The 14,191-nt window shown below is 68.2% G+C and carries 11 protein-coding genes; 9 read left to right on the forward strand and 2 right to left on the reverse strand.

Annotated features, from left to right (window positions below; genetic code table 11):
- The first annotated feature begins 5 nt into the window (after positions 1-5).
- From secD to ASF30_RS08325, 3 genes are all read left to right on the forward strand, one after another.
- Complete coding sequence (gene secD, locus ASF30_RS08315) at positions 6-1,787, forward strand: protein translocase subunit SecD (protein WP_055904447.1); 1,782 nt, start codon at positions 6-8, stop codon at positions 1,785-1,787.
- The gene (gene secF / locus ASF30_RS08320) at positions 1,787-2,803 is read left to right on the forward strand and encodes a protein translocase subunit SecF (RefSeq protein WP_055904450.1); all 1,017 of its coding nucleotides are present in this window, start codon (positions 1,787-1,789) and stop codon (positions 2,801-2,803) included. Before secD ends, secF begins: the two co-directional genes overlap by 1 nt.
- Before the next feature lie 81 nt (positions 2,804-2,884).
- Positions 2,885-5,137, forward strand: coding sequence for a RelA/SpoT family protein (locus ASF30_RS08325; RefSeq protein WP_055904453.1), 2,253 nt, complete (start codon positions 2,885-2,887; stop codon positions 5,135-5,137).
- A gap of 621 nt (positions 5,138-5,758) precedes the next feature.
- Here the strand turns inward: ASF30_RS08325 and ASF30_RS08335 are convergent.
- Together ASF30_RS08335 and ASF30_RS08340 are read right to left on the reverse strand one after the other, a co-directional pair.
- Positions 5,759-6,991, reverse strand: a complete 1,233-nt coding sequence (locus tag ASF30_RS08335) for a DUF349 domain-containing protein (protein WP_055904859.1) — start codon at positions 6,989-6,991, stop codon at positions 5,759-5,761.
- A 137-nt stretch (positions 6,992-7,128) separates the two neighbouring features.
- On the reverse strand, positions 7,129-7,932 hold the full coding sequence (locus ASF30_RS08340; RefSeq protein WP_055904461.1) for a peptidylprolyl isomerase: 804 nt from the start codon (positions 7,930-7,932) through the stop codon (positions 7,129-7,131).
- 106 nt (positions 7,933-8,038) lie between these two features.
- Here ASF30_RS08340 and ASF30_RS08345 point away from each other — a divergent pair, with 106 nt between their 5' ends.
- The 6 genes from ASF30_RS08345 (at position 8,039) to ruvX (ending at position 14,191) form a co-directional block, all read left to right on the forward strand.
- Complete coding sequence (locus ASF30_RS08345) at positions 8,039-9,400, forward strand: replication-associated recombination protein A (protein WP_082467605.1); 1,362 nt, start codon at positions 8,039-8,041, stop codon at positions 9,398-9,400.
- Between the two features lie 225 nt (positions 9,401-9,625).
- Positions 9,626-10,255 carry a 30S ribosomal protein S4 gene (rpsD, locus tag ASF30_RS08350; protein WP_055904464.1) on the forward strand — a complete coding sequence of 210 codons (630 nt, stop codon included), beginning with the start codon at positions 9,626-9,628 and terminating at the stop codon, positions 10,253-10,255.
- Positions 10,256-10,353: 98 nt separating this feature from the next.
- Positions 10,354-10,728: a DUF948 domain-containing protein gene (locus tag ASF30_RS08355; protein ID WP_055904863.1), complete on the forward strand. Its 375-nt coding sequence runs from the start codon at positions 10,354-10,356 to the stop codon at positions 10,726-10,728.
- A 48-nt stretch (positions 10,729-10,776) separates the two neighbouring features.
- Entirely contained in the window at positions 10,777-10,968 is a 192-nt protein-coding gene (locus tag ASF30_RS08360) for a hypothetical protein (RefSeq protein WP_055904467.1), read from the forward strand.
- A gap of 80 nt (positions 10,969-11,048) precedes the next feature.
- Positions 11,049-13,712: an alanine--tRNA ligase gene (gene alaS / locus ASF30_RS08365; RefSeq protein ID WP_055904470.1), complete on the forward strand. Its 2,664-nt coding sequence runs from the start codon at positions 11,049-11,051 to the stop codon at positions 13,710-13,712.
- Between the two features lie 5 nt (positions 13,713-13,717).
- On the forward strand, positions 13,718-14,191 hold the full coding sequence (gene ruvX, locus ASF30_RS08370; RefSeq protein WP_082467607.1) for a Holliday junction resolvase RuvX: 474 nt from the start codon (positions 13,718-13,720) through the stop codon (positions 14,189-14,191).

A 14,191-nucleotide genomic window follows, 5' to 3' on the forward strand; every position in this document is an offset into this window, starting at 1 on the left:
CCTCGGTGGCAAAGTCGACACCCGTCAAGAAGGCGTGGCGTTCCCTCTCGTGGCTCGGGGCGATAGTCATCGCCCTCGTCGCGATCAACACCGCGGCCGTGCTGTGGGGTGGCGGGTCCTGGACCCCGAAGCTCGCGCTCGACCTCGAGGGCGGAACGCAGATCATCCTCGCGCCCAAGCTCGAGACCGGTCAGACTGTCACCGATGACCAGCTCAACCAGGCCGTGTCGATCATCCGCCAGCGCGTCGACGCCTCGGGCGTCAGCGAGGCCGAGATCAGCACGCAGGGCGGCAGCAACATCGTCGTGGCCATCCCCGGCGAGCTCGACGATGAGACCAAGAACCGCATCCAGTCCTCGGCCAAGCTCGAGCTGCGCCCCGTGCTCCTCGCCGGTGCGCCGACGGACTCGTCCGTCGGCGGTGACGCCAGCGCGTCGCCGACCCCGACTCCCACCGAGTCGCTGCGCAGCACGCCGACGGTGAGCCCCACGAACGGCTCGGACACGAACTGGATCACGCCGGCCCTGCAGGCCGAGTACGACTCGTTCGACTGCGCGTCGGATGCCGCTGCCACGACGAACGCCGCTCCGGCCGACGAGCCCCTCGTCACCTGCGACACGACGGGCACCGTCAAGTACCTGCTCGGTCCGGTCGAGGTCGACGGCGCCGACATCAAGGACGCCACCAACGGCCAGGAGACCAACCAGCAGGGCGCGTCCACGGGCCGCTGGGTCGTCAACCTCACGTTCAACGACCAGGGTACGAAGGACTTCGGCGAGGTCAGCCAGCGCCTCTACGCCCTGACCAACACGCCGCCCCTCAACCAGTTCGCCTTCGTCATCGACGGCCAGGTGCTGTCGGCCCCCTCCATGAACGGCGTCATCACCGACGGCAAGCCCTCCATCTCGGGCAGCTTCGACCAGGAGTCGTCGAAAGCCCTCGCCGACCAGCTCAAGTTCGGCGCCCTGCCGATCAGCTTCACGGTGCAGTCCTCGGAGACCATCACGGCCACCCTGGGTTCGGCGCAGCTGCTGAGCGGTCTCATCGCCGGCATCATCGGCCTGCTGCTGGTGTTCGGCTACTCGCTGTTCCAGTACCGCCTCCTCGGAACCGTCACGATCGTCTCGCTCCTCGTGGCCGGTCTCATCACCTACCTCACGCTCTGCATCCTGTCGTGGTACCAGGGCTACCGCCTCTCGCTCGCCGGTGTCGCCGGTGTGATCGTGGCCATCGGCTTCACGGCGGACTCGTTCATCGTCTACTTCGAGCGCGTGCGCGACGAGCTCCGAGACGGTCGTGTCCTCGTGTCGGCCGTCGAGGCGGGCTGGAAGCGCGCGCTTCGCACCGTGTACGCATCGAAGGCCACCAACCTGCTCGCCGCGATCGTGCTGTTCGTGATCGCCGTCGGCAGTGTCAAGGGCTTCGCCGTGACCCTCGGAATCACGACTGTCATCGACGTCATCATCGTGGTGCTGTTCACGCATCCGATGCTGCAGCTGCTCGCCCAGACGCGGTTCTTCTCCAGCGGACACCCGCTGTCCGGCCTCGACCCGACAGCCCTGGGCGCCGTCTACCGCGGCCGCGCCGAGTTCCGCACCAGCGCCCAGCTCACAGCGGCCAAGGCCGCCAGCAGCTCCCGTGAGGCCGCGAAGCGCCAGACCATCGCCGAGCGCAAGGCCGCTGAGGCCGCCGCGCTCGACGCCTCCGGCGGCTCGACGTCAGCCAAGTCCACAGCATCCGCCCCGTCCACCGACGGCGATATCTCGAAGAACGGGAAGGAGTCCTGATGGCCAGCCGCCTGACAACGTTCGGTAACGACCTCTACACCGGCAAGCGCTCCTTCGACTTCGTCGCGAAGCGCAAGATCTGGTTCATCATCGTCGGCGCCCTGGTGCTGGTGTCGATCCTCATCCCGGTGCTGCGCGGCGGATTCAACCTCGGAATCGAGTTCCGTGGCGGGTCCCAGTTCCAGATCACTGGCGTGAGCGACGCCACGACGCAGCCCGCGACCGATGCCGTCGCATCCGTCGTTCCGGATGCCGTGTCTCACGTGACGATCGTGGGCGGCGGCGCCGGCGTGCGCGTGCAGACCGACCAGCTCACCACGGCGGAGACGAAGGACGTCGCCACCGCCCTGGAGGACGCCTACGACGTCACGGCCGACGACATCTCCTCGTCGTACATCGGGCCGGTGTGGGGAGCCGACATCACGCGGCAGACCATCCAGGGCCTGATCGTGTTCATCCTGCTGGCCGCCGTGGGCATGGCGCTGTACTTCCGCACCTGGAAGATGTCGCTCGCGGCGATCATCGCCCTCATCGCCGACCTCATCATGACGTCGGGAATCTACGCGGCGACAGACGTCGAGGTGACGCCGGCGGCGATCATCGGCCTGCTCACGATCCTCGCCTACTCGCTCTACGACACCGTCGTGGTGTTCGACAAGATCCGCGAGAACACGCAGGAGGACGTGGTCGAGACGAAGCGCACCTTCGCCGAATCGGTGAACCTCGCCGTCAACCAGACCCTCGTGCGCTCGATCAACACCAGCGTCATCGCGGCCCTGCCTGTGGCGTCGATCCTCTTCATCGGCGCCTTCGCCCTCGGTGCCGACACCCTGCGCGACATCTCGCTCGCGCTGCTGATCGGCATCCTGGTCGGAACGTGGTCGACGGTGTTCCTCGCCGCTCCGCTCTACTCGCTCCTGCGCGAGCGGGAGAAGAACGTGAAGAAGCACGACGCCAAGGTGCGTACGATCCGCGACAGGGCCGCCGCTGCGCAGTCCGAGGAGATCACGGTTTGACGCTCCCCGCGAACACCGGGGCCCTGGTCGATCCGGGGCCTCGGGAGCGGGGATAATTGAACACCGAGGGAAGGTGACGCCATGACGGACATGAACACGTCATCCACCGCGTCGCTGCGCCGCCTGGTGCCGCGCATCTTCTCGAAGGCGCAGCCCGTCGGCGCCGTCGACACCCTCATCCGCACCGTCCGGATGCATCATCCGAAGGCCGACCTCTCGATCATCGAGCGCGCCTACACCGTGGCGGAGAAGGCGCACTCCGGCCAGAAGCGCCGCAGCGGCGAGCCGTACATCACGCACCCGGTGGCCGTCGCGCAGATCCTCGCCGATCTCGGCATCGGATCGAAGACCGTCGCGGCCGCCCTGCTGCACGACACCGTCGAGGACACGGAGTACACCCTCGACCAGGTGCGCGCCGACTTCGGTGACGAGATCGCGATGCTGGTCGACGGCGTCACGAAGCTCGACAAGGTCAAGTACGGCGATTCGACGCAGGCCGAGACCGTCCGCAAGATGATCGTCGCGATGTCGAAGGACATCCGCGTCCTCATCATCAAGCTGGCCGACCGTCTGCACAACGCCCGCACGTGGGGTTTCGTTCCCGCGGAGTCCGCCAGCCGCAAGGCCACAGAGACCCTCGAGATCTACGCACCGCTCGCGCACAGGCTGGGCATCCAGGCCATCAAGTGGGAACTCGAGGACCTCTCGTTCGCGGTGCTCTACCCGAAGATCTACGCCGAGATCGAGTCGCTGGTGCGGCAGCGCACCCCCGAGCGCGAGCAGTTCGTGCAGAACGTCATCGACGCCGTCAACGGCGACCTGAAGGCCGGCAAGATCCGGGGGAGCGTCGTCGGCCGGCCCAAGCAGTACTACTCGATCTACCAGAAGATGGTGGTACGAGGGCGCGAGTTCGACGAGATCTACGACCTCGTCGGCATCAGGGTGCTGGTCAACTCGGTGCGCGACTGCTACGCCGTGCTGGGTTCCATCCACGCCCGCTGGACCCCGTTGCCCGGACGGTTCAAGGACTACATCGCCACCCCGAAGTTCAATCTCTACCAGTCGCTGCACACGACGGTCCTCGGCCCGGCTGGCAGGCCCGTCGAGATCCAGATCCGCACGCACGAGATGCATCAGCGCGCCGAGTTCGGTGTGGCGGCGCACTGGAAGTACAAGGAGCAGGTCAACGGCAAGTCGACGGGCCCCGGCCCGCAGAGCGAGAACGACATGGCCTGGCTCGCTCACATCTCGGACTGGCAGGCGGAGACTGACGACCCCGGTGAGTTCCTCGACTCCCTGCGCTACGAGATCGGCGCGAAGGAGGTCTACGTCTTCACCCCGAAGGGCCGCGTCATCGGGCTGCCGTCGGATGCCACGCCCGTCGACTTCGCCTATGCCGTGCACACCGAGGTCGGCCACCGCACCATGGGCGCGAAGGTCAACGGCCGCCTCGTTCCGCTCGAGTCCACCCTGTCCAGCGGCGACGTCGTCGAGGTCTTCACCTCGAAGAACCCCGACTCCGGCCCGAGCCAGGACTGGCTGAACTTCGTCAAGAGCCCGCGGGCGCGCAACAAGATCCGGCAGTGGTTCACCAAGGAGCGCCGCGACGAGGCGATCGAGCAGGGCCGGGATGCCATCGCCCGCGCCATGCGCAAGCAGAACCTGCCGCTGCAGAAGCTGATGAGCCAGGACTCCTTCGCCGAGGTCGCCGCCCAGCTCAAGTACGTCGACGTGTCCGCTCTGTACGCGGCCGTCGGCGAAGGGCACGTCTCGACCCAGTCCGTGCTCGAGAAGGTCGTCGCCAGCGTGCAGGCCGATACCGAGGTCGAGTCCAACGACTTCGCGCTGCCCGCCAAGGGACGCACCCAGATGCTGCGCGACAGCGACTCCGGCGTGCTGGTGCGCGGCGCACCCGACATCCTGGTGAAGCTCGCGCGCTGCTGCACCCCGGTTCCCGGCGACGGCATCGTCGGCTTCATCACGCGCGGTCAGGGCGTCTCGGTGCACCAAGCCGACTGCCACAACGTCGCCGGCCTGATGAAGGAGCCCGAGCGGATGATCGAGGTGGAGTGGGCGCCGACCTCGAAGAGCCTGTTCCTCGTCCAGATCCAGATCGAGGCCCTCGATCGTGCCGGCCTGCTCTCCGACGTCACCCGGGTGCTCTCCGAGCACCACGTGAACATCCTGTCGGCGAACGTCTCCACGTCACGCGACAGACTGGCGCTGAGTCGTTTCGTCTTCGAGATGGGCGACACGACGCATCTGGACCGCGTGCTGAACGCCGTGCGCCGCATCGAGGCCGTCTACGACGTGTACCGCGTCAGCGACGGCTGACACCGCGGCCTCGAGCCGCGCTCGAGCGCGCCGCATGTGCGATCGCGCCCCGCTGGCCGTGGCCCGGTCGAGCACCGCCTGAAGGGTGGCGTCGGTGCAGCCCGCCAGGGCGACGAGGAGCCCGACAGCCGGCCCGTCGTCGATGCCGCCGTCACGGGCGAGATCGAGCATGGTGCGCGTCGGCGCCGTGACCAGGGCACCGCCGACGGCCACGATCTCGCTCCCGTCGATCACGACCTCGCGCAGGTCGAATCGCGTCGTCGTCTGACGGTGCCTGGAGCGGATGTCGATGCAGAACTGGAGTCGCACCGGCGCCATCGCCACGGCACCCCAGAACCACGCCGCCGTCAGCCTGTCGGCCACGAACCGGGCAGGCGCCTGCATGGCGATGACTCCGGCGCGCACCGACCTGAGCTCGGGCAGGTCGATCGGTGCGAAGCATCCGCCGATCGGGTAGACCTCGCCGGCGAGACGGGCCGCGTGCAGTTCGGTGAGGGGAAGGTCGGCGGGGGAGAGGACATCGGGGAGGCGGGGCATCGATCCATCATGACGACCGCGCGCGGATGACGACGGCCCCGACGCCGTTCTGTGCGTCGGGGCCGAGGTCGAACGTCCTGTGGACTACTGCCCGATGGCCTTGAGCCAGGCCTTGCGGGTCTCCAGCGCCTCGGTGGCGTCGGCGATGGCCTTGGCGTCCTTCGACGCCGTCGCCTTCTCCAGGTCGGCCTCGAGCTTGGCGATGGCGTCGTTGAGCTGGCCTGCGAGCCCCTCGGTGCGGGCCTTCGTCTCGGGGTTGTTGCGCTTCCAGTGGTCGTCGTCGAGCTTGCGCACGGCGGCCTCGACCTTGCGCAGGCGCTCCTCGACGACCTTCACCTGATCGCGCGGAACCTTGCCGATCTCGTCCCAGCGGCGCTGGATCGAGGTGAGAGCCGTCCGGGCCTTGGTGCGGTCGGTCTCGGCGAGGATCGGCTCGGCCTCCTCCAGGAGGGCGAGCTTCAACGTCAGGTTTCCCGCGTACTCCTCGTTCTCCTGCGCGTCGACCTCGGCCTTCGCTCCGTAGAGCACATCGCCGGCAGCCTTGAAGCGGGCCCACAGTGCGTCATCCTGCTTCTTGCCGGCACGCCCGGCCGTCTTCCAGTCCTCGAGGAGGTTCCGGTAGGTCGGGATGCCGTCAGCGCCCTTGGGCGCCAACGCCTCGGCCTGTTCGATGAGCGCCTGCTTGCGGCTGCGCACATCGCGGTGAGCGGAGTCGAGATCGGCGAAGAACGCCTTGCGGTGCTGCTCGATGATGGTGCGGGCGGCCCGGAAGCGCTTCCAGAGCTCGTTGGCTGCGGCCTTCGGGATGCGCGGACCCTCCTGCTGGTGGGTCTGCCACCGGGCGAAGAGCGCATCGAGCTCGGCCGTGGCCTGCTTCCACTGCGTCTTGGCCGGATCTGCGGCGGCGAGGGCCTCAGCGGCCTCGACGATGGCGGTGCGCTCGACGACGGCGGCCTCGGAGGCGGCCTTCTCCTCGGCGCTCTGCGCCTCGGTGAGCTCGGAGACGGTGCCGCCGAGGGCATCGAGACGGCGCGTGAGCGAGGCCAGATCGCCGACGGCGTTGGCCGTCGAGATCGTCGAGCTCAACGTCGATACGGCCTTCGAGATGTCGACGGCCGGGCCGCCGCGCTTGGCACGCTGCTCGAGCAGGGTGACCTGTCCGGCGAGATCGGTGTACTTGCGCTCGAAGTAGCCGAGCGCCTCGTCGGCGGTCCCGTCGGGGAACTGGCCCACTTCGCGTTCGCCGTCGGCTTCGCGCACGAAGACCGTGCCCGTCTCGTCGACGCGACCCCAGGGGTGCTCTTTCTCAGTTACCACGAGTTCCACCTTGCTTGTGATGCGGCCACGGGCTGAAGACCCGTGGATGCCGCACGTTCGATCGGCCGCCGACGACGGCCACAGCGGCATAAGCCTATTCCACGCCTCGCGGCGGGGGTATCGGATGCGTCCGGTTGCTACTTGACCGTCAGGTCGGACATCGTGACGGGAACCGCCGGCTTGCCGTCGCTGGCCCCGCCCTCGACGCCCTTCGACGTGATCTGGGTCTTCAGCTCGTCGAGTCCGCCGGTGACTGTTCCGATCACCGTGTAGCCGCCGGCGGCATCCGCCGGGATCGTCGTGTCTCCGTAGACGATGAAGAACTGGCTGCCCATGCTGTAGGCGTTTCCGCCCTGGCGGGCCATCGCGATGGTGCCGGCAGGGTAGACGCCGTCGGCGGGCGCATTCTCGATGGGACCGTAGCTGTAGCCGGGACCGCCGGAGCCCGTGCCGTCGGGGTCGCCGCACTGCAGCACCTCGAAGCCGTCGCCGGTGGTCAGGCGGTGGCAGGTCACGCCCTCGTAGAAGCCGCTCTCGATGAGGCTGACCGTCGAGGCGACTCCCTGGGGCGCAGCGGCTCCGTCGAGAGTGAAGTCGAGGGTGACGTCGTTGAGCTTCATCGACCCGGTCCAGGTGCGGTCCTCGGCCACGGACACCGGCGGGACGTCGCCGGTGTTCTCGCCGGCCGCGGCGCTGGGCGTCGGGGTGGGGGTCGCGCTGGCGGACGGCGAGGCGACGGGTGTGCCCGGACCGCCGTTGAAGAAGGCGAGCTGCGCTCCGACGGCGATGATCCCGACGGCCACGACGACGATGCCCGCGATGATGTTGTCGCGCGTGCGCCGCTTCACCCTGTGCTGGTGAACCTTCTGCCGGGCCTGGTAGGCGCGAAGCCGCTGACGGGCCTCGCGGGTCTCACGGTCCGGACGGTTGTTCGATGCCACGGTGCTCCTCGAGATAGGCGAACTCCGCTGAACTCTACGGGAGCCGCCCATCAGTCGAAAAACCGACGTGCCGAGCAGTGTCGTCCGGGCCGATTACGCTGAGGGGATGACGGATGCCGGCCTCGGGTTGCGCGGCGGCGCGACGCCGCTCGCCGTGCGCATGCGACCCCGCAGCATCGACGAGGTGGCCGGTCAGCGCCACCTGCTCACGCCGGGCTCCCCGCTCGTCGCCCTGGCCAGCGACAAGACGGGGGAGCGCGGCAGCGTCTCGATCATCCTCTGGGGTCCTCCGGGAACCGGCAAGACGACGCTTGCCCAGGCCATCGCGCACAGTTCCGGCCGCCGCTTCGTCGAGCTCTCGGCCGTCTCGGCCGGCGTGCGCGACGTGCGCCAGGTCATGGACGAGGCCATGTCGACCCGCGACCTGTACGGCATCTCCACCGTGCTGTTCCTCGACGAGATCCACCGGTTCACGAAGGCGCAGCAGGATGCCCTGCTCCCCGGTGTCGAGAACGGCTGGGTCATCCTCGTCGCGGCCACCACCGAGAACCCGTCCTTCTCCGTCATCTCCCCGCTCCTCTCACGCTCCCTCCTGCTCACGCTCGAGACGCTCAGCGACGACGACCTCGGCATCCTCGTCGATCGGGCCGTGGCCGATCCGCGTGGGCTCGATGGCAGGTTCACCCTCGACGACGAGGCGCGCTCCTCCATCATCCGGCTGGCGTCCGGCGACGCCAGACGCGCATTGACGGCGCTCGAGGCGGCATCGGTCTCAGCCGGATCGGCCCCGGCAGGTCCGGCATCCGGTGCGGCGAAGAAGACGGCGAAGAAGCCGGTGATCACGGCCGAGCTGGTGGCGCTGGCCGTCGACCGTGCGCTGCTGCGCTACGACCGCAACGGCGACGAGCACTACGACGTCATCAGCGCCTTCATCAAGTCGGTGCGCGGCTCCGACGTCGATGCCGCCCTGCACTACCTGGCCCGCATGATCGAGGCCGGAGAGGACCCGCGCTTCATAGCGCGCCGCATCATCGTGTCGGCGTCGGAGGACATCGGCATGGCCGACCCCCAGGCGCTCGTCGTCGCCATCGCGGCGGCGGATGCCGTGCAGTACATCGGTATGCCGGAGGGACGCATCCCGCTCGCACAGGCCGTGGTGCACCTCGCCACGGCGCCCAAGTCGAATGCGGCGTACAACGGCATCAACGCGGCGATCGCCGACGTCAAGGCCGGGAAGATCGGTCGCGTGCCGAAGCCGCTGCGCGACGCCCACTACGCCGGAGCCAAACGTCTCGGGCACGGAAAGGGCTACAAGTATCCGCACGACGACGACATCGGCGTCGTCGAGCAGCAATACCTCCCGAACGAGCTGAAGGGCACCCGGTACTACGTGCCGACGGAGCACGGCAATGAGCGGGAGGTCGGCGCTCGGCTGGCGAAACTGCTGCGGATCATCCGCGGCGGATAGAGCCTGTCGGGACCCGCAGCTCACGCTCAGGGGACAGGCGGTCGCTGTGCTAAGCTTTCGGAGGCCAAAGGCCCGGATTTCCAAGCGCGGCTGCGAGGAACCCGGAGCCCGAGGGAACACGACCTGTAGCCGGTCTTCTCCCGCAGCCGATCCCTCTGACTTCACCGGGCACCCCTGTGTCTTCCGGTAACGACTGTTTGAGATCTTCTTCATCGAAAGGAAACCGTGTCTACCAAGTCACGTACCCGTAGCAAGACGCGTCTGTCGCGTGCGCTCGGAATCGCACTCACCCCCAAGGCTGCCAAGTACCTCGAGAAGCGTCCCTACGCTCCGGGCGAGCACGGCCGCACCAAGCGCAAGGCCGACTCGGACTACGCAGTTCGTCTGCGCGAGAAGCAGCGTCTTCGCGCCCAGTACAACATCCGCGAGGCTCAGCTCAAGATCGCCTTCCAGGAGGCACGCAAGTCGCAGGGCCTGACCGGTGAGAACCTGGTCGAGCTGCTCGAGATGCGTCTCGACGCCCTCGTGCTCCGCGCCGGCTTCGCCCGCACCAGCGCGCAGGCCCGCCAGATGGTCGTGCACCGTCACATCCTCGTCGACGGCAAGATCGTGGACCGCCCCTCCTTCCGCGTGAAGCCGGGTCAGCTGATCCACGTCAAGGCCCGCTCCGAGGGCACCGAGCCCTTCCAGGTCGCAGCAGCCGGCGGTCACGTCGACGTGCTCCCGAAGGTGCCCGCGTACCTCGAGGTCGAGCTCGACAAGCTGCAGGCCACGCTGGTCCGTCGCCCGAAGCGCGCCGAGGTCCCCGTGACCTGCGAAGTGCAGCTCGTGGTGGAGTACTACGCAGCTCGCTGATCATCAGTACGCTGGAGGGCGGATCATCTTCGGATGGTCCGCCCTTCGTCGTCTCGGGCGACGTCGGGACTCATGCCGGTTCGGGAATGGAGAGCATCGTGTCAGCTGGAGACATCGTCGGTCTGGTGGCGACTGCACTGTTCGCCGTGCTGGTCGTGCTGATCGGCATCCTGCTGTTCAAGTTCGGCGGCGTGCTCGACGCCATCCGCGATGCCATCGTCGACGCCAACTCCAGCCTCACGCCGCTGGTCGACGAGGTCACCGAGACCGTGCGCTCGACGAACACGCAGCTGGCCAGGGTCGACACCATCACCAAGGACGTGGCCGACGTCACGGGCAATGTCTCGGCGCTGGTCGCGTTGTTCGCGGCCACTGTCGGCGGACCGCTGATCAAGCTCGCCGGATTCTCGGCGGCCGTCGTGGCGGCCCTCGGCTTCGCACGCGGGGCAGAGCGCTCCACGGCGAAGCGCTGACGAAGTACTGTTGACAAGCACCACGAGACCACGAGGAGCGGTTCGAACATGAAGAATTTGTTGTGGCTGATCATTGGCATCGCGGCCGGATTCGCCGTCGCCCACCAGGTCAACAAGACCCAGGAGGGGAAGCAGTTCTTCTCGACCATCGATGCCAGGGCCCGTGAGTTCGGCGAGGCCGTGAGCGAGGGCTACCGCCGTCGTGAGGCCGAGCTGCGCGACGCCATCGACGCCGACTGAGTTCGCGAGCAGCATCCGGTCGCCTCCGACCACTGTCCATCTGAACGCGCCCACGGGCGCTCCCACCGAGTACGGAACCCATGCAGACTGCAGACATCCGCCGGCGCTGGCTCGAGTTCTTCGCTGAGCGCGGCCACACCGTCGTTCCCTCCGCGTCGCTCGTCAGCGACGACCCCACCCTCATGTTCACCGTCGCGGGCATGGTGCCGTTCGTGCCCTACCTCACCGGGGTCGTGCCGGCGCCGTACCCGCGCGCCACGAGCGTGCAGAAGTGCATTCGCACCAGCGACATCGAGGAGGTCGGCCGCACGCCGCGGCACGGAACCTTCTTCCAGATGAACGGCAACTTCTCCTTCGGCGACTACTTCAAGGAAGGCGCCATCACGTACGCGTGGGAGCTTCTGACCTCCTCGGAGGCCGATGGCGGCTACGGCTTCGACCCGAAGGACCTGTGGGTCACCGTCTACAAGGACGACGACGAGGCGATCTCGATCTGGAAGCGCGTCGCCGGCCTGCCAGACGAGCGCATCCAGCGCCTCGACAAGGACACCAACTACTGGTCGACCGGCGTTCCCGGACCGGCCGGCCCCTGCTCCGAGATCTTCTTCGACCGCGGCCCCGCCTACGGCATCGACGGCGGACCGGCGACGGACGACGACAGGTACGTGGAGATCTGGAACCTCGTCTTCATGCAGTACCTCATCGATGACGTGCGCTCGAAGTACGACTTCCGCATCGTCGGCGAGCTGCCCAAGAAGAACATCGACACCGGCATGGGCCTGGAGCGCGTCGCGTTCATCAAGCAGGGCGTCGACAACATGTACGAGATCGACCAGGTGCGCCCGGTCCTCGATCGCGCTGCCGAGCTCTCGGGCCGCCGCTACGGCGCCGACCACGAGGACGACGTGCGGATGCGCGTCATCGCCGACCACGTGCGCTCCTCGCTCATGCTGATGAGCGACGGCGTCGCGCCGTCGAACGAGGGACGCGGCTACATCCTGCGCCGCCTCATGCGCCGCACCGTGCGCGCCATGCGCCTGCTCGGAGTCGACACCGCGACATTCGGCGAGCTGTTCCCGGCGTCGCGCGACGCCATGAAGGCCGCCTACCCCGAGGTCGCGACCGACTTCTCGCGCATCGCCCAGCTCGCCAACGCCGAGGAGGAGACCTTCCTCCGCACTCTCACGGCGGGCACCAGCATCCTCGACCTGGCCGTTGCCAAGACGAAGACCGAGAAGGCCGCCGCCCTCCCCGGCGACACCGCCTTCCTGCTGCACGACACCTACGGCTTCCCCATCGAGCTCACCCTCGAGATGGCCGACGAGGCCGGCCTCACCGTGGACCGCACCGCGTTCGACGAGCTCATGCTCGCGCAGCGCACCCGGGCGAAGGCCGACGCCCGCTCGAAGAAGTCGGTGCTCGCCGACCTCACCGTCTACAGCCCGTTCCGTGCACTCGGGGAGACCGTGTTCACCGGCTACACCGAGCTGCAGACGCAGTCCCGCGTGCTCGGCATCATCGTCGACGGCGAGTCCGTCGCGAAGGCGACGGAGGGGCAGACCGCCGAGGTCATCCTCGCCGAGACGTCGCTCTACGCCGAGTCCGGCGGGCAGGCGGCGGATGCCGGCCTCATCGTCGGTGCCGGCTTCGAACTCGAGGTGCTCGACGTGCAGAAGCCCGTGAAGGGCCTCATCAGCCACACTGTGCGCGTCAGCGTCGGCGAGGTCGGCGTCGATGCCGTCGCCACCAGCGTCGTGGACGAGGACAACCGCCGCGGTGCCCGTCAGGCGCACTCCGGAACCCACATCATCCACGCCGCCCTCCGCCAGGTGCTCGGCCCAACGGCGCACCAGTCCGGTTCGTTCAACAAGGCCGGCTACCTGCGCCTGGACTTCGGCTGGAACAAGGCACTCTCTGCCGAGACGCGGAGCGAGATCGAGGAGATCTCGAACAACGCCATCCGCGACAACCTCGAGGTGACGACGCGCGAGATGAGCGTCGACGAGGCGAAGGCCCTCGGCGCGATGGCGCTCTTCGGCGAGAAGTACGGCGACACCGTGCGCATGGTCGACATCGGCGGTCCGTGGTCGCGCGAGCTCTGCGCGGGCACCCACGTGTCGACCAGTGCCGAGATCGGGATGATCAACCTCGTCAGCGAGTCGAGCGTCGGATCGACCAACCGTCGCGTCGAATCCCTCGTCGGGCTCGAGGCGTTCAAGGACCTGGCCGCCGAGCGGGCCATAGTCTCCGAACTGACGACCAACCTCAAGACGCCGCGCGAGAAGATCCCCGAGCGCATCGCCGAACTCGTGGCCAACCTCAAGGCGGCCGAGAAGAAGATCGCCGCCTTCGAGGCCCGCGCGCTCAGCGACAGGGTTCCCGCCCTCGTTCAGAACGCCACGACGGTCGGCGACGTCACCGTCGTCGCCGAACACGTCGGGGAGCTCGCCTCGAGCGACGACCTGCGCGCTCTCGTGACGGCCGCCCGCGAACGACTCGGCAGCGCGGCATCCGTCGTCGCACTCACGGCCATCGTGAACGAGAAGCCCGCAGTGATCGTCGCGACCAACCCGGCGGCCAGAGAGGCCGGCCTCGGCGCCGGTGCCATCGTGCGCGCCATGGCCGGGGCGCTCGGCGGGCGCGGCGGCGGCAAGGACGACCTCGCACAGGGCGGTGGCTCGGATGCCTCGGCAGTGCCGGCCGCCCTCGAGGCCGCTCGCGACGCCGTCCGGGCCACCCGGTAGAGCACGTGCGTTCCGGAGTGCGGCTGGGCGTCGATGTGGGGAAGGTGCGCATCGGCGTCGCGCGCTCCGACCTGCACGGCATGCTGGCGACCCCTGTCGAGACCATTCCGCGCGATGTCTCCGGCGGGGGAGCCGACATCGCGCGCCTGGTCGCGCTGCGGGAGGAGCTGGACGCCTTCGAGGTGATCGTCGGGCTGCCGCTGGCGATGTCCGGCGGTCACACGGCCTCGACGGCCGACGCCATCGGCTTCGCGCGAGCGGTGCAGGCCGCCGTCGACGTGCCCGTGCGCATGGTCGACGAACGCCTGACCACGGTGTCGGCGCAGTCGGCCCTGCGATCGTCGGGGCGCGGCTCGCGGACCCAGCGTCCGGTGATCGACCAGGTCGCCGCCGTTATCATTGTGCAACATGCGCTCGACAGCGAGCGCGGCACCGGTCAGCCTCCCGGCACCGTCGTCTCCTCCGTCGAAGGATCCTGA

The sequence above is a fragment of the Leifsonia sp. Leaf264 genome (genome assembly GCF_001422325.1).
Lineage (GTDB): Bacteria > Actinomycetota > Actinomycetes > Actinomycetales > Microbacteriaceae > Orlajensenia.

Coding starts and splice junctions, on each gene's coding strand:
- secF (WP_055904450.1), top strand. CDS start 1,787: ATGGCCAGCCGCCTGACAACGTTCGGTAACGACCTCTACACCGGCAAG.
- ASF30_RS08325 (WP_055904453.1), top strand. CDS start 2,885: ATGACGGACATGAACACGTCATCCACCGCGTCGCTGCGCCGCCTGGTG.
- ASF30_RS08345 (WP_082467605.1), top strand. CDS start 8,039: ATGACGGATGCCGGCCTCGGGTTGCGCGGCGGCGCGACGCCGCTCGCC.
- ASF30_RS08360 (WP_055904467.1), top strand. CDS start 10,777: ATGAAGAATTTGTTGTGGCTGATCATTGGCATCGCGGCCGGATTCGCC.
- alaS (WP_055904470.1), top strand. CDS start 11,049: ATGCAGACTGCAGACATCCGCCGGCGCTGGCTCGAGTTCTTCGCTGAG.